Below are 25,326 nucleotides of genomic sequence, written 5' to 3'. Positions count from 1 at the left end.
TATGGCGGCATTGCCTTGGATCGGGCCAACCATTTTTTTACTGTCAGGTCAGTCTTTCAACCAATTCATTTTGACCCTGGGGCTGATTATTTTAGCTGTTGTTTTTGGTTTAACAGCGTTTATTTTTATTCGCATTTTCCTCAATTGGTTGCAGGCAAAATTCGAGAAGCATCACCTCTTTAGGCGATCGTTCACAAGAAATACTGGTCATTTAACCGCTAATATTTCACAACCTGAACAAGTTTTTTTAGAACCCAGATTTGTAGAAAGTGACGGCAATTTAACTGCTACTATTTTTGGAGGCAAAAGCGCTATTTCAAGCTCGCTTCAGCCGGAGATAATCTGCGAAAATTCAGAATCAGTTGCCTATCTCTACAAGCCGATCGCCCTTTGGCACGGGCGCTTAATTTTGCCCTCAAACGAACAGCGCCAGCCCTACGGGACAGTGTTTTTGGAAGTAATAAATGCCCCAAAAAAATATAAAAATTTCATTGGCAAAACAGCATTTTTGAAATGGAGTACAAATCGCGAAGTACAGTTTTTTGTCCACGCAGTCAGTCAAGATATAAACTTCACACAAGAAACTAAAAAAAGTCAAAAATCTGGCAACATCCATCCAGATAGATTGAACGGCTGGCGAAATGTAGGCCCTTTAGAAACTCTAGCAGGTAGCAGAGTCGAAGATAGCGTTACTGTGATGCTACGCAGGCCGGTGATAGCGATTAATTATAGCAGCAGCGATCGCCAGGAACTCACGATCGATCGCGAACCAGTACAAATTATCGGACGTTTCTGCGCCTTAGTCTCAATTTTAAAGCGAAAAGAAGCCGACAGCGACAAATTTATTGTCCGGCATTTCAACAAAACATCTCAACAATTTGACGGCGCCGCCGAAATTATTCGGATTCCACAAGTACAGCCAGACAAAAATGGCGTAGCGAGGTCTACCAATCACCTGATCGAACAATCCCCCTTAAATCCAGACGGCTGGTACATTTACGGCGAAAGAGACGAAGACAGTATATTTGTAGTGCAGGCAATCGAACCCCGCAAAATTGCCCAATTAACACCAGATGAAACACATTTCGGACTGAAAAAATCTATCGCTTATTTAAACAGCCAAAATTGGGAAAATACACCCGCCCAAAAAGGGCAAGTAAAAAGAGTATTGTTAACGCCAAATGATGCTACAGAAAACGCTTCCATCTCTCCTTGGCAAGAAGGAGATATCGGGATAGTGATTCACAGTTTCGGGGGTATCGGCGGCAAAAAAGGCGAACGGCCACCGCTGGGAATTGTCACCGGACATTTTGCTTTGGGAGTAGCAAAAGTAGTGCGCGATCGCTTTACCAGCGAACTGCGTTTTGACATAGAATACAAACAAGTTTACGCCCACAATCCCGACGGAATTGTTGCCGGTTCCAGCAAATGGCAAAGCTACATGGGAGACTTGCAGCGCGGCTGGTTGGGCGATCGCCCGGTTTGCGATATCATCTGTAAATTAGACTGCGTGTGTTACGACTACGATTTTGACGGCATCACCTTGTCGCCTTTAACCGAATTAAACCAGCAACTAGATATCATGATGGCCCGCTACCGCAGCGGAGACGGCACCGGCGCAAGTTTAGTCACGCCAGCAACTTCTTGCGTCCAAGATTCAAGTCAGGCAATTTACGCGACAATTAAAAAAATTACTTCCGAAGTCGAGTCAAATCCTCAGATTCAAGACTGGTTGAAAACACATCCCACCGACGCACAAACCCAAAGGTTTCACCAGTTAGTAGCTTTAGGAGAGAGTTTAGAAAAAGTATTAATGCCCCTCGGCATTGTCCGTCCAGATTGGCAGAAAAATCCAAGATTGGCAGGGATTGATGCGGAACTGAAAAAAACCTTTTTTGTGGGTATAGTGAACCTGATAAAAGCTGCTATTAGTTACCGCACAATGTTGCCCAGGCGCACCCAAGATGAAATAGCCAAAATTTTCTTAAAACAGGGAGCATTTTTGTGGATAATTCGCACTAATCAAGTTGGAGGATTTGACCCAGACATTGAGCCACTTGCACCAACAGGCTTTTGAATCAGTAATCGGTTTGTAGATGATTCGGATCTTGAAATCGCTACTATAAAAACCCAGTCTGCCTCCACAGACTAAGAGATTGAGGGAACATTTAAGCGGGATTTGGTATCAGTCAACAGTCAACCGTTAACAGTCAACAGCTAACCGTTAACAGTCAACAATCAACCATTACCAAGGAGTGACTTGAACAGTGCCGTCTGGTGCCAAAACTACGCGGAAATCAGCCAGTGGTTCCGCAGGTGGCCTGGTGCCAACCGGTTTGTAAAGCAACTCCGACAACGGCGTTTCGGATCTCTCGACTGCTGCCGAATTTTCCGGCTTGTAACCGACAATCGCCCCGTCTTGGGCCACACTCACCCGATAAACCAACTCCGCATCAACCGGAGGCTGATCCTTCACAACTCCATCAATTTGCTGGGAAAGTTTGCCCCTCAACAGGTCTATTTCCCCTGGATCGGTAATTGGCACGGCTGCCACCTCTGGGCTTGCCAAACCTTCAGCAACAGGACTGGGCGTGCTTTCCGGCGAAGTGCTCGACTGCGGTGTGGGGCTAGGTGAAGCGTCCGGCTGCGGCGCGGGGATCGGAGTCGGCGAAATCGATCCAGGGTTCGGAGTTTGAGCCCCCGGCAGCAAACCCTCAGCAGGAGGCGTGGGATTGGGATTAGGCGAACCCGATCCGCCCGGATTCGGCGTCCCCTGATTCTGGCCCGCTGGATTGGGCTGCGGCACCGGATCTCTCTGGCGCTGGACTTCCGGCACCGGCACCAAGAAAAATGCCATCGCAGCCAAAGCCAAACTCGACACCCCCACGACAGCAGGCAAACTCCGCTTCGCCAAAGGTTCGGCAGACTTGATATAACGCCTGGAAATAGGGGTTAATTGCAGCGACAATTCCGGCAGCGTCTGCGTGTCGGCAAAAAACTGATCGATCGCCTCTACCAAGTCAAATAGCTGTACCGTCGTCAAATCAACTTTTGCCGACAGTTCTGTTTTTTGATCGATTTGGGTTGCGCTGCCTGTGGAGGCGGGTAGAACGGTCAACCGGTGCAAGTTCCCGTCAATTCTGTGTAACTGCACCATACCCGCATTCGGGCCGTAGCGATCGGGATAATGCACTCCGCTCATAAATTCTTGAGCGTAGCTGCTGACGGCCCTCACCAAGCTTTCAAAAAACTCCCGCCCCCCCGTCAGGGGCTCGCCGAGACCTTTCACATAGCATTCAGCGCTCATTAATATGGAAAGCACCGGCCGTATATCTAACTGGCTGGCTGCCGAACCATCGCTCAACCCTTCTAGAACTAGGGTGCAATTTGGCAGACTGTACTGACGCCTAATAGTCATTTTTTATTCAACTTCTCCATCAAACAGGCTAACCCAGAAGCGCTGCATTCCGGCTGTGCCTGTACAAAATAGCAGTTTGCTCAACAAGTTCAAAGCTAGTTCGTTGAGCTTGTCGTCGGAATCGTAAGCTGCAACTAGCGATCGCTTGGGGTTCATGCGCGATCGAAAGTGAGCTCTAAAGCGTTCTAAATACTCGGCCAGCGGCTGGTTCTGGTTGAGGGGGAGATTTCTCGATCGCAACTGCTGCGAGTCTAGCAGCAACTGCCGAATTGTGGCGGTTAACTTGCGCGCCATATTGCAGGCGATCGCCACCAGCGCTTTTGCCTCCACAATGGTAAGGGAGCGGCGCTGGGTATAGCGTCTCAGCGGGTTAGTATTACGCATCAGCCAAAGGGCAACCCGATTTTTGATAATTGATTCCAATTCCAGGTCCTTTGACACGGCAAGCATTTCTTCCGCACCTCCGAGATACAAGGCTTCGATCGCCAGCAACATCAAGTCAATTTGCAATCTGGCTCGGCGGGGACATCCCCCATCGGAGGGCGACAAGTCTGGCAAACTGTCTAAAATTAACGGGTTTGACTGGGTAAGCGAAGTTTCTGACGGCATTAATATCACGGCAACATCCATTCCAAACAAACTATACGGGCACGGGGGGTCTTAAGCAAGACAAATTCTCAACCAAGAACTTCTCTGGGATACTTTATTTTTATCATTGACTTTTAGGTATATTTTCTAATTTAGCAGCAACCGACCGTCACAGGCGAGCTCCGGCGGCGGGAGTTCGATCGCCCACTCCCCCAACCCCGCCGCCACTTTGTGATTCCTTGGTTCATGAGGAGTGAAGGGAAGAGTCCGAAAGCGACAAAGAATTACCCATTTCCCATTTCTTATTCTCTATTGGGATCAATCAATGTTCCTGCTTTTGGGGTTGCACCGCCGCTTCTCTTTGAGCCGTAAAATCAGTAGCCGCCGTCTTATCAGTTAGACTAATTTTTCCCTTGAGGCTTTCTTGCTCCACAATTCCGCGCATTTTAACAGAACTGTTTTGACCCGTTGCTGTGGAGTCGCTGCAACCAGCTAAATTAGCAACCGTACCCGACAAGTTCAATCCTTGAGTTTCCCACTTACCAAATAGAGAAGGTTTCTCCTGGGCTGTTTTTTCCCTGCCCTCCCTGCTGCCCGATCGCAAATTACCGCTCAAATAAACACCCGATTGCTCGATTGTCAATACCAAAACATCAGACTTCAGACATTCTGGCAAACTTTTAGCATCGAAGCGATAACTTCCCCCAATTGCCGGAGCCGCCTTTAAATTTGATTCGCCGTAAGCACTCACTAATTTAAACAGCAGCAAAACAGAGCCGATCGCAATCCCGTAAAATGCCAGCGATTTGAGGCTTAAATGATTCATAATCTTGGTAATTAGTAATTGGGCATTGGGCATTGGGCATTGGGCATTGGGCATTGGGCATTGGTACTAACTCACCAATAACTAATAACTAATAACAACAGTCAACATTCAACTGACTACCTTTGAGGAAGTACCGATGCCAAGTGCGATCGCACTTTAACGTAACACCGCGCAATCAGCAGCGAAGAATGACACTGCACAGCCAATTCATCAGTATACTGTCCTAAAGTTTGGCGCTCAATTCCCCATTCCCGACTCGTACCAGCAATAGTCAAATCAGCATTAGCAGAAGCAGCCACCACTGCTTGAATTGGCTCAGCAGCCTCCACAATAGGAGTTTCAATGCGCGATCGCACATCAACCGGCAACTGATCCATCACTCGCTGAAACTCATAACTCAGAGCATTTTCAGCTTCCCCGTCAACCGCCACCCGCAGCACCGTCAAACGGCGTTCCTCGCTATTAACTAACAGTCTCAGCGCCAATTCTAACCCCAAATCATCGTGAATGTTTGCCGCGTAAGGTACTAACAAGTTATTCAACCTTTCCCGGCCTCTGTCAACAAAAATTGCTACATCCACCTTAGCGTTGCTGAGAATTTGACCGACACGTCCTCCCAAACGGTTGCTGCTAAAAGTAGGCCTGTGCCATCCTAATAAAATCAAATCTGCGCGATCTATCTCGGCAATTTGTGCCGTTTCCCGGGCTACATCATTAGTAATCCGAATGATGGGATGTACCAATTTCCGCGCCTCCGGCAGTTCCAAAGAATCAATCAATTCTGATAATTTCGAGCGACGCTCTTGAATAATGCGATCGGCTTCTGCCGGCGTACTTTCAAAGGCATAGTCATCATTTAATTCTATCAAACTCAGAGGATGAACCGCCGCCGACTTTAAATCATTACCGCCCATACCAGCAGCCGGCTGCGCCAGCGCTACCGCTAGTTGCAGTAAACCTTTCTGCGTGCTGGGATTGGCAACAGGTACTAAAATTCGATAAGTGGGCAGCAATTTGTTAGCAGTTTCTTCGCTGCTGTCAGCAATTTGTGAATCTTCTAATTCTGAATCCTCAGAGTTAACTTCTGAAATATCTAATCTAATTAACCGTTTTGGATAAGTCCACTCCAACAGTGGCGAAGTCATAAAAGTTGTCACTAACGCCATGATGACTAACATCGTAAATAGGAGCGGCGAAACTACGCCCAGCGAAAGACCGATATTGAGCACAATTAGTTCAGTCAAACCGCGAGTATTCATCAGCCATCCCAGCGCTGAAGCTTCGCGGTTGCTGATGCCGCAAACTCTGGCCGCAACGTAAGTGCCGACATATTTCCCAATAATAGCCACTCCTAAAACTGCGGCACACAGCAGCCACAATTCTGGACTGTTGAGGAGGCCGATTTGAGTCCGCAAGCCGCTGTAAGCAAAAAAGATTGGCAGCAGAAATATTAGTACAAAGTCTTCAGTTTTTTCTGCTAATTCTCTGGTTAATCCCGCATTTTTAGGCATGGCAGCACCCAGCAAAAATGCACCGAAGATTAAATGAATGCCGATCCATTCAGTAATTAAAGCCGATGCTACAACTCCCATGTAAATTCCCGAAAGCACTAACTGTGTTAATCTACCCGTGCGGTTGTATTGCTTGGAAAGCCGCTGCAAGAACCAGCGGACTACAGTCAGCATGAAACCGATGTAAATTAAAGATGCAATAATTGTCGGCAAAGCACCGAGCATCGAATTAGTACGAGTAACTGCGATCGCCACCGCTAACAAGCACCACGCCGTTACGTCATCTACCGCCGCGCAAGTCAGGGCCAGAGTCCCCAATTTTGTATTCTGCAAGTTGTGTTCTGTAATAATTCTTGCCAGCACCGGAAAGGCAGTAATTGACATGGCAGCGCCCAAAAATAGGGCAAAGGCTGTAAACGAAACGCTATTATTTGAAACTATGGGATACAGCAGCAGCGCTAGCAAGCTTCCTAGAGAAAACGGCACTAGAATGCTGACGTGGGAAGTTAAAATTGCTATATCTAAATTGCTTTTGAGATACTTGGGATTCAGTTCCAAACCAATCAAAAACATAAAAAATATTAGCCCCACCTCAGATAGCACGTTGAGGAAGGGAACGGCTTCGGCGGGAAAAAGTGCTGTTGCTAAATCTGGTGCAACTAAGCCAAACAGAGAAGGCCCAAGCATAATTCCTGCTACAATTTCTCCAATGACTTGAGGTTGTTTGATCGCTCGAAATCCTAAACCTACAAGTCTCGAAAGTGCGATGACAATTAGAACTTCAAGCAGAACGAGAATGGGTATGGGCATGGCGTTTTTAGCTTTGGGATTTTTGCGGATCGAGAGGGCAGGCTACTAAAGCTGACTGAATTGCCGAGAAAAAAATGGATACCAGCTCGATCGAAGGTAGAACGCACAAGAGGCGCACCAACAACGCCATTCTCTCACAAGCGAACAAAGGCTTTGGCAAGCTTCCACCTGGATTTTTTGTTTTTAAGAAGCTCTTGCAAGTAACTTTAACCGCAGCGTGCACACCCCGCACCCAACCCGCCCATTAAATCTCACCTCCGGGTGCCAAGCCAACCCTATGGATATCAGATTGTCAGAAAAAGTAGCGCGTTTGTGATAAACTAGAAAAGTTGTTTAAATTCGCACATCCGGGTTTTCGGGTGTTTCGAGGGCGCAAACCTTCAGAAATACGACCGGGTGGAGGATTAACCCGAATCAGGAGTTAAAAATACAATGCCAGTAGTCAGTTTGGCTCAAATGTTAGAGTCAGGGGTTCACTTCGGACACCAAACCCGTCGGTGGAACCCGAAAATGTCTCCCTACATTTTTACAGAGCGCAACGGGGTTCACATCATTGACCTCGTGCAAACCGCTCAGCTTATGGAAGACGCCTACGAGTACATGAGAGTTGCCTCAGAAAAAGGCAAAAAGTTTTTGTTCGTGGGTACGAAGCGCCAAGCTGCAGGAATTGTAGCCCAAGAAGCTCAACGCTGCGGTGCTTATTACGTCAACCAGCGCTGGCTGGGGGGAATGCTCACCAACTGGACGACGATTAAGTCCCGCGTTGAGCGCCTCAAGGATTTGGAGCGTCGCGAGGAAATCGGCGCCCTCGATTTGCTGCCGAAAAAAGAAGCTTCGGTACTGCGCCGAGAAATGGCAAAACTCCAGAAATATCTGGGCGGGATTAAATCTATGCGGAAGATTCCCGACGGAGTGGTGCTGGTAGACCAACGCCGCGAGTATAATGCGGTGTTGGAATGCCAAAAGTTGGGAATTCCGATCGTCTCTCTGTTGGATACCAACTGCGACCCGGATTTGGTTGACATTGCGATTCCGGCGAATGACGATGCTATTCGATCGATCAAGCTGATTGTCGGCAAGTTAGCTGATGCCATCTACGAAGGTCGTCACGGTCAGCAGGGCGGCGACTCTGAGGAAGACTACGACTACGAAGGTGGCTACGAAGGCGCTGAATATGATGTCGAAATCGAAGAATTGGATGACCCCGATTATGTAGATCCCGACGACGCTGCTGAGGCCGAGGGCGAAGAAACCGAGAGCTAGTATTGCCCTCGGAATCTGACATCAGGAAATTAAAAATTAAAGATTGAAAATTAAAAATAATTATTATTTTTAGTTGGATATTTTTAATTTTTAATTGTACATAGCACGAGTCTACGTCATTAGTAGATCTCTGGCAAAAGCATTCATTGTGTCAGGGTCAGAATTAATTCTGGCGCTACACCTACAAAGTCGGTACTAAGATCGACTGGGTATTTCTTCACTCTGGTCTAATCATTAACATTAAAATTAGTGACTAATGACTGATGACTAATGACTGATGACTAATGACTAATAACTAATTTTGATTGGGAACTTAAAGAAGATGGCGGACATATCTGCAAAACTTGTTAAAGAACTGCGCGAAAAAACTGGCGCTGGCATGATGGACTGCAAAAAAGCCCTCGTTGAAAACGAAGGCAATATCGAAACATCCATTGAGTGGCTGCGGAAAAAAGGTCTGGCTTCTGCAGGTAAAAAAGGTGGACGAGTCGCCTCAGAAGGACTTGTAGGCAGCTACATTCACACCGGCGGCCGCGTGGGAGTGCTGGTGGAAGTTAACTGCGAAACAGATTTTGTGGCACGTCGCGAAGAATTCCAAAAGTTGGTGCGGGATATTGCGATGCAAATTGCAGCTTGCCCGAATGTGGAATACGTGAAAGTTGAAGATATCCCCGCCGAAGTTGTCGAAAGAGAAAAGGCAATTGAAATGGGCAAAGATGACTTGGGCAACAAGCCGGAAAACATCAAAGAAAAGATTGTTCTAGGGCGGATTGAGAAGCGCATGAAAGAGTTATCTTTAATGGATCAGCCTTTTATTAAAGATCAGAATATCTCGGTGGAAGAGTTGGTGAAACAAACGATCGCCCAAATTGGAGAAAATGTTCAAGTGCGCCGCTTCGTGCGTTTTGTCTTGGGCGAAGGCATTGAAAAGGTAGAAGCTAACTTTGCCGATGAAGTGGCAGCCCAAATGGGTGTTCAATAATCCCAACTTAAGATTTAGAATTAAAAATTAAAAATGTGAAAAATTGATTTTTTGCATTTTTAATTTTTAATTTTTATAGGACTTATGGACAGACTATATTTGTAGTGTGGGCACTGCAAACCTTACTACTACAGACAGCGTAAAAATGGAAAACTTGCGTAATATCAAATCCGTTAGCATCGGAATAGTAAATTAGAGTTCACTGTTCACTGTTCACTGTCAACAGTCAACCGTCAACATCATTCCGGTGTAACCGGAAATGATATAAGTCCTATTTTAATTTTATACGAGAGATATGGTGCGACCAAGAGAGAGAATAGAGCAAGATTTGGCAGGACTCGAAGAGGCTTTAGCAGCCTTGAAGTTGGAGTTTAGCAGTACCTACGAAGGTTATTTAACTGCGTTGGGACAAGCGGTGCGGCAGCAGTTAATTTTGGCTTGCTATCACCTTTGCACTCAAGCAGTACCGGAGTCGTTTCTCAAGTTGTCCTTCGAGGGAAGGCAAAAAATGCAGCAGTCTGTAAGGGCTTTGGCCGCAGCGTCGGAGGAAAAATTGCGATCGCTGGTGACTGAATCACAAGCAGATGAAGAAATAGAGGAAGAGGAAGAGGAACAGGAAGAGGAAGAAGAAGACGAAGACGACTTCGAGGAAGAGCCAGAAGAGGAAGACGAAGCAGACGACAAGGAAGAAGACGAAAAGGAAAAAAACCCAGTTTCCGCCATTAACTATCTATTTTCATTGGCAAATTATCAATTGCCAAACGCCAATTCCCCTGAAAGTTTGGCACGCTGGCAAAATAGTATTGAAAAGTCGATCGTCAATATACTCAAGCTGCTTTCTCGCGACACCAACCGCTTGCTGCAACAATCGGCAATCTTGCCGAGTCAATTGCCAGAACCCGTTCTAGAAGCTGCTTCTCAAGCTGAATCCTCCGGCGATAGTGTTGCCGGACCGCCTAACTTATTAAACTTAATCATTGAAACCGATGCCTCATCAGCCTCGCGAAAATTGGCAGCCACCTTTGGTAGTAGGGCGCTGCACATTACAGCAATTAAACTGCGGCTATCGGAAATAGAGTTTGCCGATGCGGGAACCTCGGCTTGGCGCCAGCAAATTCGTAACCTGTCTGTAAAGTTGAACTCGCTGGGCCGCGATTACCAGAAAAAGCAGCGGGAACTCGCTGTGGTGGAAGCTGAGTCGGCTTGGCGATCGAGTTGGTTTGAAGATTGATCGGATGTTGAGGGAAGAAGGAAGTTCGGCAACGGATTATGTAACGGATGTAACGGATGTAACAGATGTCAGGAAGCCGGAAGAAGTCCGATGGAAGTCGGAAAAACGTACAACTTTTAAGCTATTGGAAACCGGGTTTCTTTAAGAAACCCGGTTTCTCGGTGTTATACTTTTTTGGTGGAAGCTTCTTAAAAGAAAAAGTTAAAATTTAAAATCTAAAATCTAAAATCTAAAATCTAAAATCTAAAATTGATATGACTATCGATCGACCAGAATGGCAGCGATTGCAAAAAGCTCTTTCCGTAGAAGCCGATCGCGGATTTAACGACATCCAAGGCAGTCAATACCGCTTCAGCGAGTTTCTGGGCCTGAGTTTGAGACAGTTGGCAGGGTCTGTGGCGGCTTCGGCGCGCGATCGAGCCAGACAACTAGCCGCTGAATTTGACATCTACCCTCAGAAAGATCTCGAACAGCGCCAACATTCGATCGCCATTACGGTCAGTTTTCTGAGGCAAATGGAGCAAGTTTGGGAACAAGAAACTCGCCACCAGCAAGAACAAGCAAGACAAGTCAGACCCGCAAACGCTAACGCTTCTGAACCTACCGCCCCAGCACTTTCCGTTCCCCGAACTGCACCCCTGAGTACAGCACCCCCACCGCCCAGCCTGACTCTCGACCAACAGTTAACCCGCGTCACCGGCATCGGCCCCGCCAACGGCAACCGCTTGGCAAAACTGGGTTTATACACTGTATATGACTTGCTTTACTACTATCCCCGCAACCACATCGACTATGCCAAGCAAGTACAAATTCGCGAGCTAATTGCCGGAGAAACTGTCACTTTAATCGCAGAAGTAAAGCGCTGCAATTGCTTTTCTAGCCCGAAGAATAAGAAGTTAACCATATTAGAAGTAATTTTAAAAGACCGCACCGGAGAAATAAAAATTAGTCGTTTTTTTGCAGGCCCTCGCTACAGCAATCGCGGTTGGCAAGAATTCAAAAAGCGCGAGTATTGTACAGGTGCGGTGCTGGCAGCTTCCGGGTTGGTGAAGCAGGGTAAATATGGAATTACTTTAGAAAATCCTGAGTTAGAAGTATTAGACGACTCCGGCGGTGCGATCGAATCAATGAAAGTCGGTCGCCTGATACCAGTTTATCCGCTGACGGAGGGGGTGGATGCTGGTTCGGTGAGGCGATCGATTTTGGCTGCAATGCCGGCGGCGAAAATGTTGCCAGAATCCCTACCGGAAGATTTGCGCGAGCGTTACGGTTTAATGGGTTTAGCCGATGCCGTGACTAATATTCACTTTCCGCTAGATCGAGATTGTTTGGCAGCCGCCCGCCGCCGCTTAGTTTTTGACGAATTTTTCTACCTGCAATTAGGACTTTTAAAGCGCCGCCAAACCCAAAGAAAAGCTCAAGCTAGTGCAGTCATCCTTCCTACTGGCCAATTGATCGAACATTTTTATGAAATCTTGCCTTTTGCCTTGACTAATGCTCAGGAAAGAGTAATTAACGACATCCTCAACGATTTAGCTTCGTCGCAACCGATGAACAGATTGGTGCAAGGCGATGTCGGCGCCGGCAAAACCGTAGTCGCCGTCGTGGCAATGCTAGCAGCAATTCAATCCGGCTATCAAGCCGCTTTAATGGCACCGACAGAAGTTTTAGCAGAACAGCACTATCGCAAATTGGTAGGTTGGTTTAACTTGATGCACTTGTCTGTCGAACTGTTAACTGGTTCCACAAAAGTAGCCAAGCGCCGCGAAATTCACAACCAATTAGAAACCGGAGAATTGCCAGTTTTAGTGGGAACTCACGCGCTGATTCAAGATACAGTTAATTTTAATAAATTGGGGTTGGCGGTAATTGATGAACAGCACAGATTCGGTGTGCAGCAGCGCGCTAAATTGCAGCAAAAAGGCGAAGCTCCCCACGTTTTGACGATGACGGCAACTCCCATTCCCCGGACGCTGGCGCTCACACTGCACGGGGATTTAGATGTGAGTCAAATTGATGAACTTCCCCCCGGCAGGCAGGCAATTCAAACAACGGTACTGTCTGCCAAAGAACGCATCCAAGCTTACGATTTGATTCGGCGGGAAGTGGCGAGCGGGCGTCAAGTTTATGTGGTGCTGCCGCTGGTGGAGGAGTCGGAAAAGTTGGACGTGCGATCGGCAATTGAGGAACAAGAGAAACTGCAAAAAAGCGTATTTCCTGAGTTTAAGGTTGGTTTGCTGCACGGTAGAATGAGCAGTGCCGACAAAGACGAAGCAATTTCTAAGTTTCGGGACAAACAAACTGATATTTTAGTATCTACTACTGTGGTCGAGGTGGGAGTAGACGTGCCGAATGCCACGGTAATGCTGATTGAAAATTCTGAGCGTTTTGGACTGTCGCAACTACACCAATTGCGGGGTCGAGTCGGTCGGGGCAGCAACCGTTCTTATTGTTTGTTAATGCCCGGTTCCAAAACGGCGGAAGCCATGCAGAGAATGAAGGTTTTAGAACAATCTCAAGATGGCTTTTTTATTGCCGAAATGGACATGAGATTGCGCGGGCCCGGTCAGGTTTTGGGAACTCGGCAGTCGGGTTTGCCGGATTTTGCTTTGGCGAGTTTGGTGGAGGATCAGGAGGTTTTGGAGTTGGCGAGGGCGGCGGCTCAAATGGTAATTGAGAATGATGAAAGTTTGAATCAGTGGCCGGTAGTGCGGGATGAGTTGGAACGGAGATATCAGCGGATGATGAGCGGCTCGATTTTGACTTAGATAGTTTTGAACGCAGCAACGGGATTTTTAATAATATTTTGTAGTGGCGGGTTAAGCAAATATATATCAAAGCCGCCAGTTTATTGCTGCACTCACCCACCATCCTCCCCATAGGGGGGTTTATTTGCACCTACTTCTTTAATGTCAGTAACGTCAGAAACTGGTTTTCTTCCCATAAACTCACGTAAAATCCTAGGTTTTTTGTCAGGAAACGCGGTTTATACTTTTTTGCTGAGACTGCTGCAAAATATCAGGTTGATCGAAACGTCAAAAACACGAATTTGTTGGAAACGAGTGCCTCAACCCAAACTACTTTAAGAGAGAATTTTGGCCTTAATCTACGCTATTTTGATAAGGAGCCAGGCTTGGGGTACTTATTCGACCAAGAATCCTTCGCAGGAATGACGAAGAAGTGTCAAAATTAAGATAGTTCTGCCAGAAACAGGGGAAAGGAAATCTAGCCTGTACTGGCGCCTAAGGCAACATTGATTCCTCGCTGGTTACGCTTGCAGGTGGTCGCCGACGGTTCGTCGCATTTAATCTCAACAGTAATTATGAAAGATCTCACTCGTTATCGAAATATCGGCATCTTCGCCCACGTAGATGCTGGCAAGACCACCACAACAGAAAGAATCCTGAAACTGACAGGTAAAATCCACAAAATTGGTGAAGTTCACGAAGGCGCGGCGACTACTGACTTCATGGAACAGGAGCAAGAGCGCGGTATTACGATTCAATCCGCTGCTACCACCTGCTTCTGGAACGACCATCAGCTCAACATCATCGATACTCCCGGACACGTCGATTTTACGATCGAGGTTTACCGTTCTTTGAAGGTTCTCGATGGTGGCATCGGTGTGTTCTGCGGTTCGGGTGGAGTTGAACCGCAATCGGAAACCAACTGGCGCTACGCTAACGATTCCAAAGTCGCTCGCGTCATCTACATCAACAAGCTCGATCGCACGGGTGCAGATTTTTACCGCGTTGTCCAGCAAGTCGATAAAATCCTTGGCGCTAAACCGATGGTAATGGTATTGCCGATCGGCATAGAAGAAAAGTTTTGTGGCGTAGTCGATTTGCTGACCCGCAAAGCCTGGATCTGGGATGACTCCGGCGATCCGATGAACTATACAATTAAAGATGTCCCGGCCGATATGGTCGATGATGTCGAAACTTGGCGCGAAAAGTTGATCGAACTGGCCGTCGAGCAAGACGACACTGTGATGGAACAGTATCTCGAAGGCAACGAGCCGAGCCTCGACGACCTCAAGCGCTGCATTCGCAAAGGTACTCGCGATCGGGCATTTTTCCCCACCTACTGCGGCTCATCGTTTAAAAACAAAGGCGTGCAGTTGGTTCTCGATGCCGTAGTTGACTACCTGCCGAACCCGATGGAAGTCACACCGCAGCCAGAAGTCGATCTCGATGGCGAGGAAACCGGCGAGTTTGCGATCGTCGATCCCAATAGGCCATTGCGGGCACTGGCATTTAAGATCATGGACGATCGCTACGGTGCTTTAACCTTCACGCGCCTGTACTCCGGTAAGTTGTCCAAGGGCGACACCGTACTCAACACCGCCACAGGCAAAACCGAGCGCATCAGCCGTTTGGTGGAAATGCACGCCAACTCGCGCGAAGAAATTGAATCCGCGCAAGCAGGGGACATTGTGGCGATCGTCGGCATGAAAAACGTCCGCACCGGACACACCATCTGCGACCCCAAAAATCCCGCCACCCTAGAGCCGATGGTATTCCCAGATCCCGTTATTTCGATTTCGGTCAAACCGAAACAAAAAGGCGGCGAAGAAAAAATGGGAGCAGCCCTCACCAAGATGGTGCAAGAAGACCCATCCTTCCACATGGTGACGGATCAAGAAAGTGGCGAAACGATTCTCAAGGGGATGGGCGAGTTACACCTCGACATCAAAGTAGACATTCTCAAGCGCACCCACGGCATCGAAGTAGAAGTCGGCGAACCACAGGTAGCCTACCGCGAGTCGATTACCAAGCGCCTCGAAGACGAATACACCCACAAAAAGCAATCAGGTGGTTCCGGTCAATTTGCGAAAATTGGCTATGTGATCGAGCCTGGTGAGGTGGGAAGTGGCTTCCAGTTTGAGTCCAAAGTGACTGGTGGTAGCGTGCCGAGAGAATATTGGCCCGCGGTCGAAAAAGGCTTTGAAAGCTGCATAGACAAAGGCGTCTTGGCCGGATTCCCCTGCTTGGACTTGAAATTCACCCTACTAGACGGCGGTTTCCACCCCGTTGACTCGTCAGCAATGGCCTTTGAAATTGCTGCCAAAGCGGCCTATCGGCAGTCTCTGCCTAAAGCGGCGCCTCAGTTGCTCGAACCGATTATGAATGTCGATGTATTCACTCCAGATGATTACATGGGCGACGTGATCGGCGACCTCAACCGCCGCCGGGGGATGATGAAATCTCAGGAGACAAGCCAGACAGGAGCACGGATCAAGGCAGATGTACCGTTGAGCGAAATGTTTGGTTACATTAGCGATTTGCGTACTATGACCTCTGGGCGCGGCCAGTTCTCAATGTCCTTCTCGCACTATGCTCCTTGTCCGAATAACATCGCTGAAGAAGTGATTAAGGCGGCCAAAGAGCGTCAAGCAGCGAAGTAATGTATTGACTGTGACGAATCGATTCGTCGCAGTCAATCATCAAGGTTAAAAACTAGATTTTTCTAGTTTTTAACCTTGGTCAATGGGAATAAGCCGAGGCGAATCTAAATTGTATTTTCGGGCGGGCGAGACAGCCCAGAAGAGTGCGATCGCACTTGATAGTAAAACTTAGATGCGCTGGAGTTTATTCCACTTTTATTTTCACACTCCTAAAAAATACTTTTTACTCGCCCAAAGAGATGGTCGCTTCAAAAGTCGCTCTAAAAGGGCGATCGCGCATCAATCAAGATAATATTTGCTAATATACAATCAATAATTTACAACCCAGGCAGGTAGCCATGACAGCCACCCTGATCCCGAGTCAAAGTAGCGGAATTCTGCTGAACAACATTAGCTGGAAAACATACGAATCCCTGCTGAATGAGTTAGCCCAACAAAGAGGAATTCGCCTGACTTACGATCGCGGAAATTTAGAAATTATGACTCCTTTAGCACCCCACGAAAAGTACAAAAAAATCTTGGGACGTTTTGTAGAAACCGTGACTGATGAATTGAATGTTGAAATTTGCAGTTTGGGTTCTCTAACTTGCAGGCGCGAAGATTTGGCTCGCGGCTTGGAACCGGATCAGTGCTACTATATCCAAAATGAGAATGTGGTTTGGGACAAAGAACAAATCGATCTCAATCAAGATCCACCACCGGATTTAGTTGTGGAAATTGACCTGACTAGCAGTTCGATCGATCGACTTTCTTTATATGCAAGTTTAGGCGTACCTGAAGTTTGGCGCTACGACGGAAATCGTTTAATAATTTATCAGTTGCAATTACAGGAATATGCCGAAAGAGATGTTTCTCCCACTTTCCCTTTTTTGTCGCAAGTTGAGATGCTGCGCTTTTTGGAATTGAGGAGAACTACAAAAGAAAAAGCTTTGATTCGCTTGTTCCGCGAATGGGTGAGGAGTCAAATTCAGTCAGGAGAGTGAAGGAGGACGATTTCCTACCCTACGGGGAACGGGAACCCCTGCGGGAAGATAGCTCCGCTTCACGCACTTTTGAGATGATATCATATCGTGTAAAACATGAGTTTGTAGCGAGGAGTTCACTCCGAGCGAGTTTTAGGAAGACTTTAGTCCTCACTACGAACTTAATTATAATTATTGACGCGGACAGGATATTATTCGCCAGCCAAATCAGCGCGAAACTTCTCCACAACTCGATTTAACTCCACCGAATGAGAGGCCTTAAATAAAATACGATCGCCCGGTGTGACAAACTCCATTAAATGCCTTGCTAAATCTTCGCGGGAATTCTCCCTCGCAATATCTTCTACCTCCACAAAAGGCAAACCCGCCGCACCTGCAGCCATCGCCGCTGCTTCCTCAAAATCAGCAAAAACAAACAAAGCATCCAGATGCAAATCTCGTGCGACCCTTCCCACTTGTCGGTGAAATTCGATCGCCCTATCGCCCAATTCCTTCATCGTTCCCAACACCGCAATCCGGCGCTTTCCCGGAGTATCTGCTAACAGTCTCAGCGCCGCCAACATCGACTCCAAACCAGCATTGTAAGTCTCATCTAGAATCACAATATCCTGCGGCAAATCGTAGCGGCGCGCCCGTCCATCCGGTAACTGCACAGACAAACCTTGCTTTAAAACTTCCCAATCAATACCTAAAACTTTTCCTACCGCCAAAGCCGCCAAATAATTTACAGCATTGTGGCGTCCCGGCAGCGGCAGTGGTAATTCCACACTTTGTACTAACATTGTATCAGGATTGAGCAATTCTCCGCACAAATCCCCGCCTTCTAAACCGTAAGTTAAAGTTTTTCCCTGCCAAACTTTGGCCGCAGTTGCGATTAATCTATCACCATCGTGATTTAGAATAGCAATGCTATCTGTAGGCATTTCTGCTAAAAGTTCGCACTTAGCTTGGGCGATCGCCTCTTCCGAACCCAATCGCCCGATATGGGCCGTTCCTACATTAGTAATTACCCCCACAGTAGGACGCGCAATTTGCGACAGCAGCGCTATTTCGCCACTGCCGCGCATTCCCATTTCAATTACAGCATAATTGTGGGAAGGTGAAAGCTCCAACAGAGTTTTTGGTACGCCAATTTCATTGTTGTAGTTATACTGAGTTTTAAGAACATTTCCCTTCGTTGACAAAACCGCCGCAATTAACTCTTTAACAGTAGTTTTACCTACAGACCCAGTAACAGCAACTATAGGTATACTGAATTGGTCACGCCACCAACGGGCGATCGACTGATAAGCTTTTAAAGTATCGTCAACGCGCAACAGCGGAAAATTAGGCAATTCCTCTTGCCAATCTCGATCGACAATCGCCGCAATCGCCCCCAAATCCCTGGCTTTTGCCAAAAATTGATGGCCATCAAAATTGTCTCCCCGCAGCGCCAAAAATACTTCGCCCCCCTCAAGAGTGCGCGTATCTGTGGCAATACCTGTCCCTAAAGCTGTCAAAACTCCCTTAGACACAGCAGGCAAAGGTACACTTAAAATTTCAGATAGTTGGGCGATACTTACGCGACAAACCATAACCAGCACTCACATTTCAAATAATTTTCCCAGCTAATTCTACCTCGCCTAACCTCAAATTTAACTAACAGCGGGCTGCGGATCAGGATTGACCTTGATCATCCTAATACTAAATCGTCCGCCCACCCAGAAATTATTCCCTACCCACCCACAATCTTTACCAATACTTTACAAAGTAGATGGTGATTTAAGGCCTTGCTAATTACCAACAATTCATGTCATGCTGGTATTGGTAAATAGTTTAACTAAGCAAAAATATCGATCGGCTTAAGCTGCTGACAGCTTCTACCCATAAGCCTCATCCGGCGAGAAGCTCGGTTGACTCAATTATTGCGATTCATTGGCCAATTCATCAAGATAATAGTGCTGAAAGCTCCTGCCCCAGCCTCGGAGGGTTAATCCACAGTGAACGACTACAACAGACAAAGCCACGAAGAAGAACAGCGACTTTACAAGCATTGGCTGGAGTTGGTACAACGAGAGCAGCCGGCCGAACTCATCAGCCGCTTTCGCACTTTGTTTATCCAAGGTACCGGATATCCCGATCGCTCCGTCGCCGACGCACTCGAAAAAATAGCACGCTCAGAACACGCTGAACAAGAATTCAAATACATCCTCAACCGCTGCTGCCACATCCTGATCAACCGTTGGCAAACATACCCCAGCAAGCAAGCCGCCATCCCTGAATTGATCGCTGTGTTTGAAGAAGCGCCCAAAATATTATTTGGATACAATCGATCGCGGGGGCGAGGCTCCATCCCCCAATTAGTAAATCAATTTACCGAAAGTGAACAATACCTCACCCTCCAACGCTTAGCCAAAGTCATAACTCACAGCAATGAAGATAGCAGCAACAGCAAAACCCCTGCTACCCTTCCCCTCGGAACATTAATTCCCCGTTACCCTTACCTCTACAAACACTGCCTCCTCAGCGACGACAGCACCTACGAACAACAAAAAATCATTAAAAGAATCCAAGCTCAAAAGCAGCAGCAATTTGAGATCAACCTCTCCCAATACGTGGCTCACCAAGTGAGAAAAGCCCAAACAGCGCGCCGGGAAACCTCCCTTTCCTTCGGCAGAAGTGTACAGTCTATAAAAAATCCGACCCTGTTGACCGACCCGGAACTATTCTTTGCCCTCAAGCAATTTGTCGGAAAAGTAGAAGGAGCCGATACCTACAGACAGCTAGCGGGCCGTTTCACGGCGAACGCCAGCACATATCAGTCCTACCGCTCCTTTAAAGACGACTTGTACGAATACCTGATTTCTTCTGTCACCGATGAGCGCTACGGCAAACGTCTCTTTAACGAAAAATTGTATAAGCAACTACAAAATACCCTGCCCCACAGCGACGATCAGAAGTTTAATGAATTTTTAATGATCAGAACTTGTAGCCAGTTATTGAACTTTTTAGTAGTAGAGAGTCCTGTGCGGCCCAACCACTTTGTCTTCATCGACCTGATCTCAAACCTCGGGCCGACCCAAACCACAGGTTTGCTGCTGAAAATCGTACTAATTTGCGGCAAAGTCAAGCCCTACCTAGAAAAGCGGCTGGCAATTTTGTTCGGTCACTACGAATGCAGTACCCGAGAAGGCGTGGTGTGGTTAGTCAAAGCCCTGGAAAACGTAAACCTAGCTTTGAGTACCAACTTTGGCAAGGTGGATGTATCTTTCCTGCGGTGAAAGCGGGCGGCATAACTTTCTCTGCTTCCACAGCAGGCAAAACATCACACCGATCGACCACGTTTCTGAATACCCTAAAAGTTTTACCTTTAATTAGAACGACTTAATTAACTCCTAAAACCTACTCAAAAGACGCTATTCTATGTTAAAGTACCAAGTGTGAATCAGATTCAGTTGCAGGCTTTGTTCATTGCTACAGAATTGTCTAAAAACTTGCCCTTCTGTATCGGCAGGGGACTCTCCGAAACTGAAATCTTCGCACTGTCTAAATTTTGGAGTTATTCCTCATGTCGATATACGTCGGTAACTTATCCTACCAAGTTACCCAAGAAGACATCACCACCGTCTTCGCCGAATACGGAACCGTTAAGCGAGTACATCTACCTACCGACAGAGAAACCAGTCGCCCCCGCGGCTTCGGTTTTGTAGAAATGTCCACAGATGCAGAAGAAGATGCAGCCATTAGTGCTCTCGACGGAGCAGAGTGGATGGGTCGCGACCTCAAAGTTAACAAAGCTAAGCCCCGCGAAGATGAAGGTGGCCGGGGTGGCGGCAACCGGGGTGGCGGCCCTGGAAAATTTGGTCGGGCAGGAGGGGGAGGCGGAGGAGGACGTTATTAATTTCCTCATTAATTTCCTCGGATAAAGATTTGAGATTGGAGAGTTGAAATTGGTGCGAGAGCTCACCTAGCTCCGAACCACTTCCGGCCGTTCCGAAAAACCTATGCTCTTCAAATTTCCATATCTACCGGATTAAATATACCAAAAAGCCAAGGGCCGAACCCTTGGCTTTTTGGTATGAAAGTTGACGGTATGAGTCTGAAACCGGCTGGGCGAATCCGTTGCAGTACCGTCAGGTTCTAATCGTCAGGTTCGATGCTGCTGCTCAATCCGTGATTATTGAGCGTTTCAGCGTAAAACTCCGCGTGTTCGAGGGCGCAAACAATCACCAATCCCATCCCGTTAGTATGGGCTTCCATCATCACATTTACCGCCTGTGGCTGAGTCAGACTTGGTACCGTCGCCATCAAAGTCTGCACCACGTACTCCATAGGATTGAAATCATCATTGTGCAGCAGAACGCGGTAGCGCGGTGCAAGCTTGCGGACTGTGGAAGGCTTTTGAATAATTTCGACAGACACTAATCTATACCTCCTGACTTGTAAAATGTTAAAATTTGTCAACAATCTTGAGCCGGATTCCTCCGCTGTGCAAGACTATCTCACTTTCAGCTATTTTATTGAAATCTGAAAATTCAGACAAGGCAGCCCCTTAGTGGATCGCGAGCTGTGAACGCAACACCAAACCCACAGGGGGTGTCCTGGGCCCTCCGCAACCACCTTCGTAGCGCCATAATATTAGAAAGGCGCGATCGGTTAAAAATAACAAACTACTACCTGTTGAGTCTCCAGAACTGAGGGAACCTTATATGAAACGCAAACCTAAATCCTACAACGACAGATTCAGCGGCGACCCATCCCGAGGAGATGAAGACTCCGACTACCCCGGTTCAATGGGCGGACAGTCGCGGCGTCAACCTCAGTCCGGCAAACCATCTTTCCTCAATTCCGCCACCCTAGGGATTTTAACAGCCGTCTTTATTCTGGGGATTGGGATTGGCATTGCGTTTAGCTCCACCGCTACCATTAGCCCAGAGAACGTAGCCTCGCGCGAATTTATCGATCGCAGCGCCCCGAACCCAGAACTTTGCGTGCAGTTTGGAGCAAGTGCGATGGTGACAGATATGCGCCTCTACGTCACCCTAAACCCCTTCAACGTCTACATTTCGCAGCCGAGTATGCGCCCCGGATGCGTTTTGCGAACCAATAACTGGGCAATTCTCGAACAAAGAAAACTCATCAGCCAAGACCAAGTGCGCGATTGCAAAAATCGCATGAACACCTTTGGCTTCACCGGCCCCCTAGAAGCTCAACCCGAAATTAACTGTATCTACCAAAATGACGGCGCTAAAAACCTGTTCCTCAACCAACCGGGTTCGATAGCTCCAACCACGGAAGGTCAAAATTTCTAAATCGCCGATATAGCGGTTTTGATTTGAGTGAAGTACAGATATGGGGTAGGGACTTAGGCTAAGCCTAAGTCCCTACTTTATTTCAAAGAATGGAAAACTGCTCTAAGTAAATTTTGAAAGAAGAGGTTCGAGGGAAGAAGGAAGTCTTCCCTCGAACCTCTTCTTTCTTCCTTGTTCTCTCCTCCTTCTTCCTTCAAAAACCGAACTGCGGTAAATCTTCGGTTAACTGAACTTGGAAAGTTTGACCGGGTTGAATCGTAGCAGGTTGAGGAGCAGCGACGTAAGTTGTAGCAGCACCAGCCGCTGCTCCAGCCAACAAACCGACACCGGAAAAGCCGCTCAGTAAGAACAAAGCTAAGCCACCCATACCAGTATTGCGGACCAAACTGCGATCGGTCGGCTGTTGCCGACGGCCTCCCACGGGTTCTGAGCGAGCCGAGAGAGGGATATTGCGACCGTTGAGACTAATAGCCTCGACCACAAATCTAGTGCCGAGGTTGGTCGTTTCAAACCGGCCGATGACTGGCGTATTAGCAGGTACGATCGTATTGCCGCGACTGTCGAAAAGTCCTCCTTGCAGCAGAAGCACTTCCTCGCGGCTGGGTTTCGCTTGCAGGCGCAAAGCCTGATCGCCGGGGTATAGCAAACTGAGCTCCGTGCCCGCCGGCAACAAGACATTCGCCCCAGCCGCAGCCTGCAAAGGAGCATTCGATCGTCCGCGAGGAAGCGGTTCACCAAAGGTAAGCGTCCGCTGTTCCGGCGCTACGGCAGCCGTTATTTGAGGATCTAGGCGGGGTAGAGCAGCAGCTTGTACCCCACGGCGTTCATCAAGGGGAACATTGACTAAAGGCACTCTGAGCGGCCGGATTTGATCATTGGGAGTTGGCGGCTGCGAAGAATTTGTAGTGGGATTCGGGGAAGTAGGAGGCTCAGGTTGATCGACCTTTGGGGCACCAGTTGAGTTGGAATCAGTCGGCGGTTGGTTTTGCGGTACTTGTCTTGCAGGCTGGGGTTGAGTTTCGGGAGTTTCCATATTCGGAGTCGGTTCGATCAAAGGACGCAACACCCAGCGATTTTCTACCCCGCTTCTTTGGAATTGAACTTGCCCTGCGCTGAAACCGACTCCCGGAGCCAAATTGACCAGAATTCTAGCCGTTCCCGGTTGAAGTTGACTCACTCCCACAGAACGCACTCTACCTTGTGGGTATAGCTGAGTTGCATCTACTCCGATCTCAGTATTGGGCAAATCCACAGCAATTTGAGACGGGTTGAGTAGAGAATATGTGGGGGTTGTTCCCTCTGGGAGAGTAATTTCTAGCTGATTTGTCGCGGGATCGAATTGCCAACTTGTCACTGTTGAAGTCACTGTTGAAGCATTTGCTCGTTCCAGTGTTGTCGGCACTGCTGCAACTGCAGCGACGACTGCTAGACTCAGGCTCAGTGACTCGATCGCAAACAATCTCGCTGGTAGAGAATTAACATTCAATTTTTGGAAGTCTGCCCAAAATTTTCGTGGTAATTTTTTGTATGGCATGGCTGCTGGGTGAAATTTTTGATCTGAAATAGATTATGGATGGGAAAATTTTGCCTTCGGATGACGCTGAAAGTTTAACATTGCGAGAGGAAAAATTTAACTAAATGGAAATTATTGCGATCGCGTTTTTTTCTTAACAACAAGTGGTGTCAGGTTAGACAAAATGAAATAGAATTGCCAAGCGGACAAATTATAGACGACTTTTTTGTTAATTTCCGACCCAATATCGCCCTCGTATTTGCCACAACAGAGCAGCAATAACTTGTATTAGTGCGTCAATACAGGCACGCAGTAGGCGAAATTTTGCTGGAACTGCCTGCTGGATCTTTCAACCCTCCTGAAGAGAGCGGGAAATCGGCAGCCGCCAGAGAACTTGCCGAAGAAACGGGATATGTTGCTGAATAAATTTTGGAACTAGCAACCTTATATGATAATCCTGTAAAAGACACCAATTCTATCTACCTATACTTTGCTAAAAATGTCAAGCTTCCCAGCCAAATACAATTAGATATTGAATTAGTTTGAGTCCCTATTGCTGAAGTTTTTTTGAGAATAAAAAGCAGAGAAATTTGTGTAGCAGGAAGCATCATATCATGTCCGGTCGATTGGTAATGATATAGTATTGATGAATACTACTGCGTCAGATCAAGAATACCCAAACGAATTACGATCACACCTCATCTGAGTGTAGAAGAGCTACCGAGTCGTTTCCGTCAGGCCAAAACACCCACTTGTGCTCATCATTATCAAATTATTTGGCTGTTAGCAAACGGCAAAACCACCGGAGAAGTGATGGCAGTAACTGGTTATAGTCGCGGTTGGATTTATGAAGCGAGTCTGGGGATACAACCATTTAGGACCATAATCTCTCGGAGATCAGCGTGTCACAAATCGAGCTCGTGACCCTCTGCTTAATGATGTAGAACAAGCTCAGTTGTGGCAAGTCCTACAGCAGCCACCTCTCGATGGCGGGCTATGGAATGGTCGTAAAGTGGTAGACTGGATGAGTGAACTTAAAGGTTACAAAGTTTCTCGTCAAAGAGGATGGGAATATTTGAAGTCCATGAAGTTTCGATTGAGAGTTCCTCGCCCAGAACACCAGGAATCCGATCTCCGCAGAACTTGCAGGAATTGAAAAAAAAATCTGCGCCGATTCGTCAAGGACATCAAGAAGCAGAACCCTTCAAGCGACGTAGAAGTCGGGTCAATGGACGAACATCGGAGCATCGGAGCGGATTGAAACCTGTGAGAGAGACGAGAATGGGTGGATGAGTTTAGTAATGCCACTGCTGTGGTTAACTGGCGGTTTCAATGGTTGTGGTTATATGGTTTTGTGCATCCGAGTTCAGGAGAAACAAAGGCGTGGATATTGCCATTTGTCAATAGCCAGCTTTTTGAGCGAGTCTTATACCATTTTTTTAAAGATGTGATAGAGATAAAGAATGTAAAATCCAAGACCATCCGGTGAGAAAACCAATGACG

General features: G+C 47.4%; 19 protein-coding genes and 1 pseudogene. 13 read left to right on the top strand and 7 right to left on the bottom strand.

Annotated features, from left to right (window positions below; translation table 11 throughout):
- Position 1 precedes the first annotated feature (1 nt).
- Entirely contained in the window at positions 2-2,077 is a 2,076-nt protein-coding gene (locus QUA77_RS22790) for an abortive infection protein (protein ID WP_333035187.1), read from the top strand.
- 168 nt (positions 2,078-2,245) lie between these two features.
- On the opposite strand, the gene QUA77_RS22785 is transcribed toward QUA77_RS22790, so the two are convergent.
- The 4 genes from QUA77_RS22785 to QUA77_RS22770 form a co-directional block, all read right to left on the bottom strand.
- Complete coding sequence (locus QUA77_RS22785) at positions 2,246-3,418, bottom strand: DUF4335 domain-containing protein (RefSeq protein WP_333452662.1); 1,173 nt, start codon at positions 3,416-3,418, stop codon at positions 2,246-2,248.
- Positions 3,419-3,421: 3 nt separating this feature from the next.
- Complete coding sequence (locus tag QUA77_RS22780) at positions 3,422-4,048, bottom strand: DUF3038 domain-containing protein (RefSeq protein ID WP_333035190.1); 627 nt, start codon at positions 4,046-4,048, stop codon at positions 3,422-3,424.
- A 280-nt stretch (positions 4,049-4,328) separates the two neighbouring features.
- On the bottom strand, positions 4,329-4,832 hold the full coding sequence (locus tag QUA77_RS22775; RefSeq protein ID WP_333035191.1) for a hypothetical protein: 504 nt from the start codon (positions 4,830-4,832) through the stop codon (positions 4,329-4,331).
- A 116-nt stretch (positions 4,833-4,948) separates the two neighbouring features.
- Entirely contained in the window at positions 4,949-7,153 is a 2,205-nt protein-coding gene (locus tag QUA77_RS22770; RefSeq protein WP_333452660.1) for a cation:proton antiporter domain-containing protein, read from the bottom strand.
- Between the two features lie 432 nt (positions 7,154-7,585).
- Here QUA77_RS22770 and rpsB point away from each other — a divergent pair, with 432 nt between their 5' ends.
- The 7 genes from rpsB (at position 7,586) to QUA77_RS22735 (ending at position 17,019) form a co-directional block, all read left to right on the top strand.
- Entirely contained in the window at positions 7,586-8,416 is an 831-nt protein-coding gene (gene rpsB, locus QUA77_RS22765) for a 30S ribosomal protein S2 (protein WP_333035195.1), read from the top strand.
- A 322-nt stretch (positions 8,417-8,738) separates the two neighbouring features.
- Positions 8,739-9,398: a translation elongation factor Ts gene (gene tsf / locus QUA77_RS22760; RefSeq protein WP_333072626.1), complete on the top strand. Its 660-nt coding sequence runs from the start codon at positions 8,739-8,741 to the stop codon at positions 9,396-9,398.
- 295 nt (positions 9,399-9,693) lie between these two features.
- The gene (locus QUA77_RS22755) at positions 9,694-10,629 is read left to right on the top strand and encodes a hypothetical protein (RefSeq protein WP_333072624.1); all 936 of its coding nucleotides are present in this window, start codon (positions 9,694-9,696) and stop codon (positions 10,627-10,629) included.
- A 4-nt stretch (positions 10,630-10,633) separates the two neighbouring features.
- Entirely contained in the window at positions 10,634-10,774 is a 141-nt protein-coding gene (locus QUA77_RS22750) for a hypothetical protein (protein WP_333452657.1), read from the top strand.
- 109 nt (positions 10,775-10,883) lie between these two features.
- On the top strand, positions 10,884-13,397 hold the full coding sequence (gene recG / locus QUA77_RS22745; protein ID WP_333452655.1) for an ATP-dependent DNA helicase RecG: 2,514 nt from the start codon (positions 10,884-10,886) through the stop codon (positions 13,395-13,397).
- A 554-nt stretch (positions 13,398-13,951) separates the two neighbouring features.
- Complete coding sequence (gene fusA / locus QUA77_RS22740) at positions 13,952-16,036, top strand: elongation factor G (protein ID WP_333035201.1); 2,085 nt, start codon at positions 13,952-13,954, stop codon at positions 16,034-16,036.
- Positions 16,037-16,374: 338 nt separating this feature from the next.
- Entirely contained in the window at positions 16,375-17,019 is a 645-nt protein-coding gene (locus tag QUA77_RS22735) for a Uma2 family endonuclease (RefSeq protein WP_333452653.1), read from the top strand.
- Positions 17,020-17,210: 191 nt separating this feature from the next.
- Here the strand turns inward: QUA77_RS22735 and QUA77_RS22730 are convergent, their stop codons facing one another.
- Positions 17,211-18,593: a UDP-N-acetylmuramoyl-tripeptide--D-alanyl-D-alanine ligase gene (locus QUA77_RS22730; RefSeq protein ID WP_333452651.1), complete on the bottom strand. Its 1,383-nt coding sequence runs from the start codon at positions 18,591-18,593 to the stop codon at positions 17,211-17,213.
- A 405-nt stretch (positions 18,594-18,998) separates the two neighbouring features.
- On the opposite strand from QUA77_RS22730, the gene QUA77_RS22725 reads away from it, so the two are divergent.
- Both QUA77_RS22725 and QUA77_RS22720 read left to right on the top strand, forming a co-directional pair.
- Positions 18,999-20,279 carry a hypothetical protein gene (locus QUA77_RS22725; protein WP_333035206.1) on the top strand — a complete coding sequence of 427 codons (1,281 nt, stop codon included), beginning with the start codon at positions 18,999-19,001 and terminating at the stop codon, positions 20,277-20,279.
- Positions 20,280-20,566: 287 nt separating this feature from the next.
- Positions 20,567-20,899 (top strand): RNA-binding protein, encoded by a 333-nt coding sequence (locus QUA77_RS22720; RefSeq protein WP_333035208.1) that lies wholly within the window; start codon positions 20,567-20,569, stop codon positions 20,897-20,899.
- A gap of 239 nt (positions 20,900-21,138) precedes the next feature.
- Here the strand turns inward: QUA77_RS22720 and clpS are convergent, their stop codons facing one another.
- Positions 21,139-21,420: an ATP-dependent Clp protease adapter ClpS gene (clpS, locus tag QUA77_RS22715; protein ID WP_015178019.1), complete on the bottom strand. Its 282-nt coding sequence runs from the start codon at positions 21,418-21,420 to the stop codon at positions 21,139-21,141.
- Positions 21,421-21,707: 287 nt separating this feature from the next.
- Here clpS and QUA77_RS22710 point away from each other — a divergent pair, with 287 nt between their 5' ends.
- Positions 21,708-22,310, top strand: a complete 603-nt coding sequence (locus tag QUA77_RS22710; RefSeq protein WP_333035210.1) for a DUF3172 domain-containing protein — start codon at positions 21,708-21,710, stop codon at positions 22,308-22,310.
- A 193-nt stretch (positions 22,311-22,503) separates the two neighbouring features.
- On the opposite strand, the gene QUA77_RS22705 is transcribed toward QUA77_RS22710, so the two are convergent.
- Positions 22,504-23,844, bottom strand: a complete 1,341-nt coding sequence (locus QUA77_RS22705; RefSeq protein WP_333452649.1) for an AMIN domain-containing protein — start codon at positions 23,842-23,844, stop codon at positions 22,504-22,506.
- 114 nt (positions 23,845-23,958) lie between these two features.
- On the opposite strand from QUA77_RS22705, the pseudogene QUA77_RS22700 reads away from it, so the two are divergent.
- Both QUA77_RS22700 and QUA77_RS29410 read left to right on the top strand, forming a co-directional pair.
- Positions 23,959-24,456, top strand: a pseudogene (locus tag QUA77_RS22700) (NUDIX hydrolase).
- A gap of 391 nt (positions 24,457-24,847) precedes the next feature.
- Positions 24,848-24,979 carry a winged helix-turn-helix domain-containing protein gene (locus QUA77_RS29410; RefSeq protein WP_445302099.1) on the top strand — a complete coding sequence of 44 codons (132 nt, stop codon included), beginning with the start codon at positions 24,848-24,850 and terminating at the stop codon, positions 24,977-24,979.
- Positions 24,980-25,326: the final 347 nt, after the last annotated feature.

It is taken from the genome of Microcoleus sp. K5-D4 (genome assembly GCF_036704575.1).
In the GTDB taxonomy this organism is placed as follows: domain Bacteria; phylum Cyanobacteriota; class Cyanobacteriia; order Cyanobacteriales; family Microcoleaceae; genus Microcoleus.
This window is presented reverse-complemented; position numbering and strand designations above follow the sequence as displayed.

Excerpts from the sequence above, each read along its gene's own strand:
- QUA77_RS22735 (WP_333452653.1), top strand. The coding sequence starts at position 16,375 with ATGACAGCCACCCTGATCCCGAGTCAAAGTAGCGGAATTCTGCTGAAC.
- QUA77_RS22720 (WP_333035208.1), top strand. The coding sequence starts at position 20,567 with ATGTCGATATACGTCGGTAACTTATCCTACCAAGTTACCCAAGAAGAC.
- QUA77_RS22705 (WP_333452649.1), bottom strand. The coding sequence starts at position 23,844 with ATGCCATACAAAAAATTACCACGAAAATTTTGGGCAGACTTCCAAAAA.
- QUA77_RS22730 (WP_333452651.1), bottom strand. The coding sequence starts at position 18,593 with ATGGTTTGTCGCGTAAGTATCGCCCAACTATCTGAAATTTTAAGTGTA.
- QUA77_RS22785 (WP_333452662.1), bottom strand. The coding sequence starts at position 3,418 with ATGACTATTAGGCGTCAGTACAGTCTGCCAAATTGCACCCTAGTTCTA.
- recG (WP_333452655.1), top strand. The coding sequence starts at position 10,884 with ATGACTATCGATCGACCAGAATGGCAGCGATTGCAAAAAGCTCTTTCC.
- QUA77_RS22710 (WP_333035210.1), top strand. The coding sequence starts at position 21,708 with ATGAAACGCAAACCTAAATCCTACAACGACAGATTCAGCGGCGACCCA.
- QUA77_RS22775 (WP_333035191.1), bottom strand. The coding sequence starts at position 4,832 with ATGAATCATTTAAGCCTCAAATCGCTGGCATTTTACGGGATTGCGATC.
- QUA77_RS22790 (WP_333035187.1), top strand. The coding sequence starts at position 2 with ATGGCGGCATTGCCTTGGATCGGGCCAACCATTTTTTTACTGTCAGGT.
- QUA77_RS22755 (WP_333072624.1), top strand. The coding sequence starts at position 9,694 with ATGGTGCGACCAAGAGAGAGAATAGAGCAAGATTTGGCAGGACTCGAA.
- rpsB (WP_333035195.1), top strand. The coding sequence starts at position 7,586 with ATGCCAGTAGTCAGTTTGGCTCAAATGTTAGAGTCAGGGGTTCACTTC.
- QUA77_RS22780 (WP_333035190.1), bottom strand. The coding sequence starts at position 4,048 with ATGGATGTTGCCGTGATATTAATGCCGTCAGAAACTTCGCTTACCCAG.
- fusA (WP_333035201.1), top strand. The coding sequence starts at position 13,952 with ATGAAAGATCTCACTCGTTATCGAAATATCGGCATCTTCGCCCACGTA.
- QUA77_RS29410 (WP_445302099.1), top strand. The coding sequence starts at position 24,848 with ATGAGTGAACTTAAAGGTTACAAAGTTTCTCGTCAAAGAGGATGGGAA.
- tsf (WP_333072626.1), top strand. The coding sequence starts at position 8,739 with ATGGCGGACATATCTGCAAAACTTGTTAAAGAACTGCGCGAAAAAACT.
- QUA77_RS22750 (WP_333452657.1), top strand. The coding sequence starts at position 10,634 with ATGTTGAGGGAAGAAGGAAGTTCGGCAACGGATTATGTAACGGATGTA.
- QUA77_RS22770 (WP_333452660.1), bottom strand. The coding sequence starts at position 7,153 with ATGCCCATACCCATTCTCGTTCTGCTTGAAGTTCTAATTGTCATCGCA.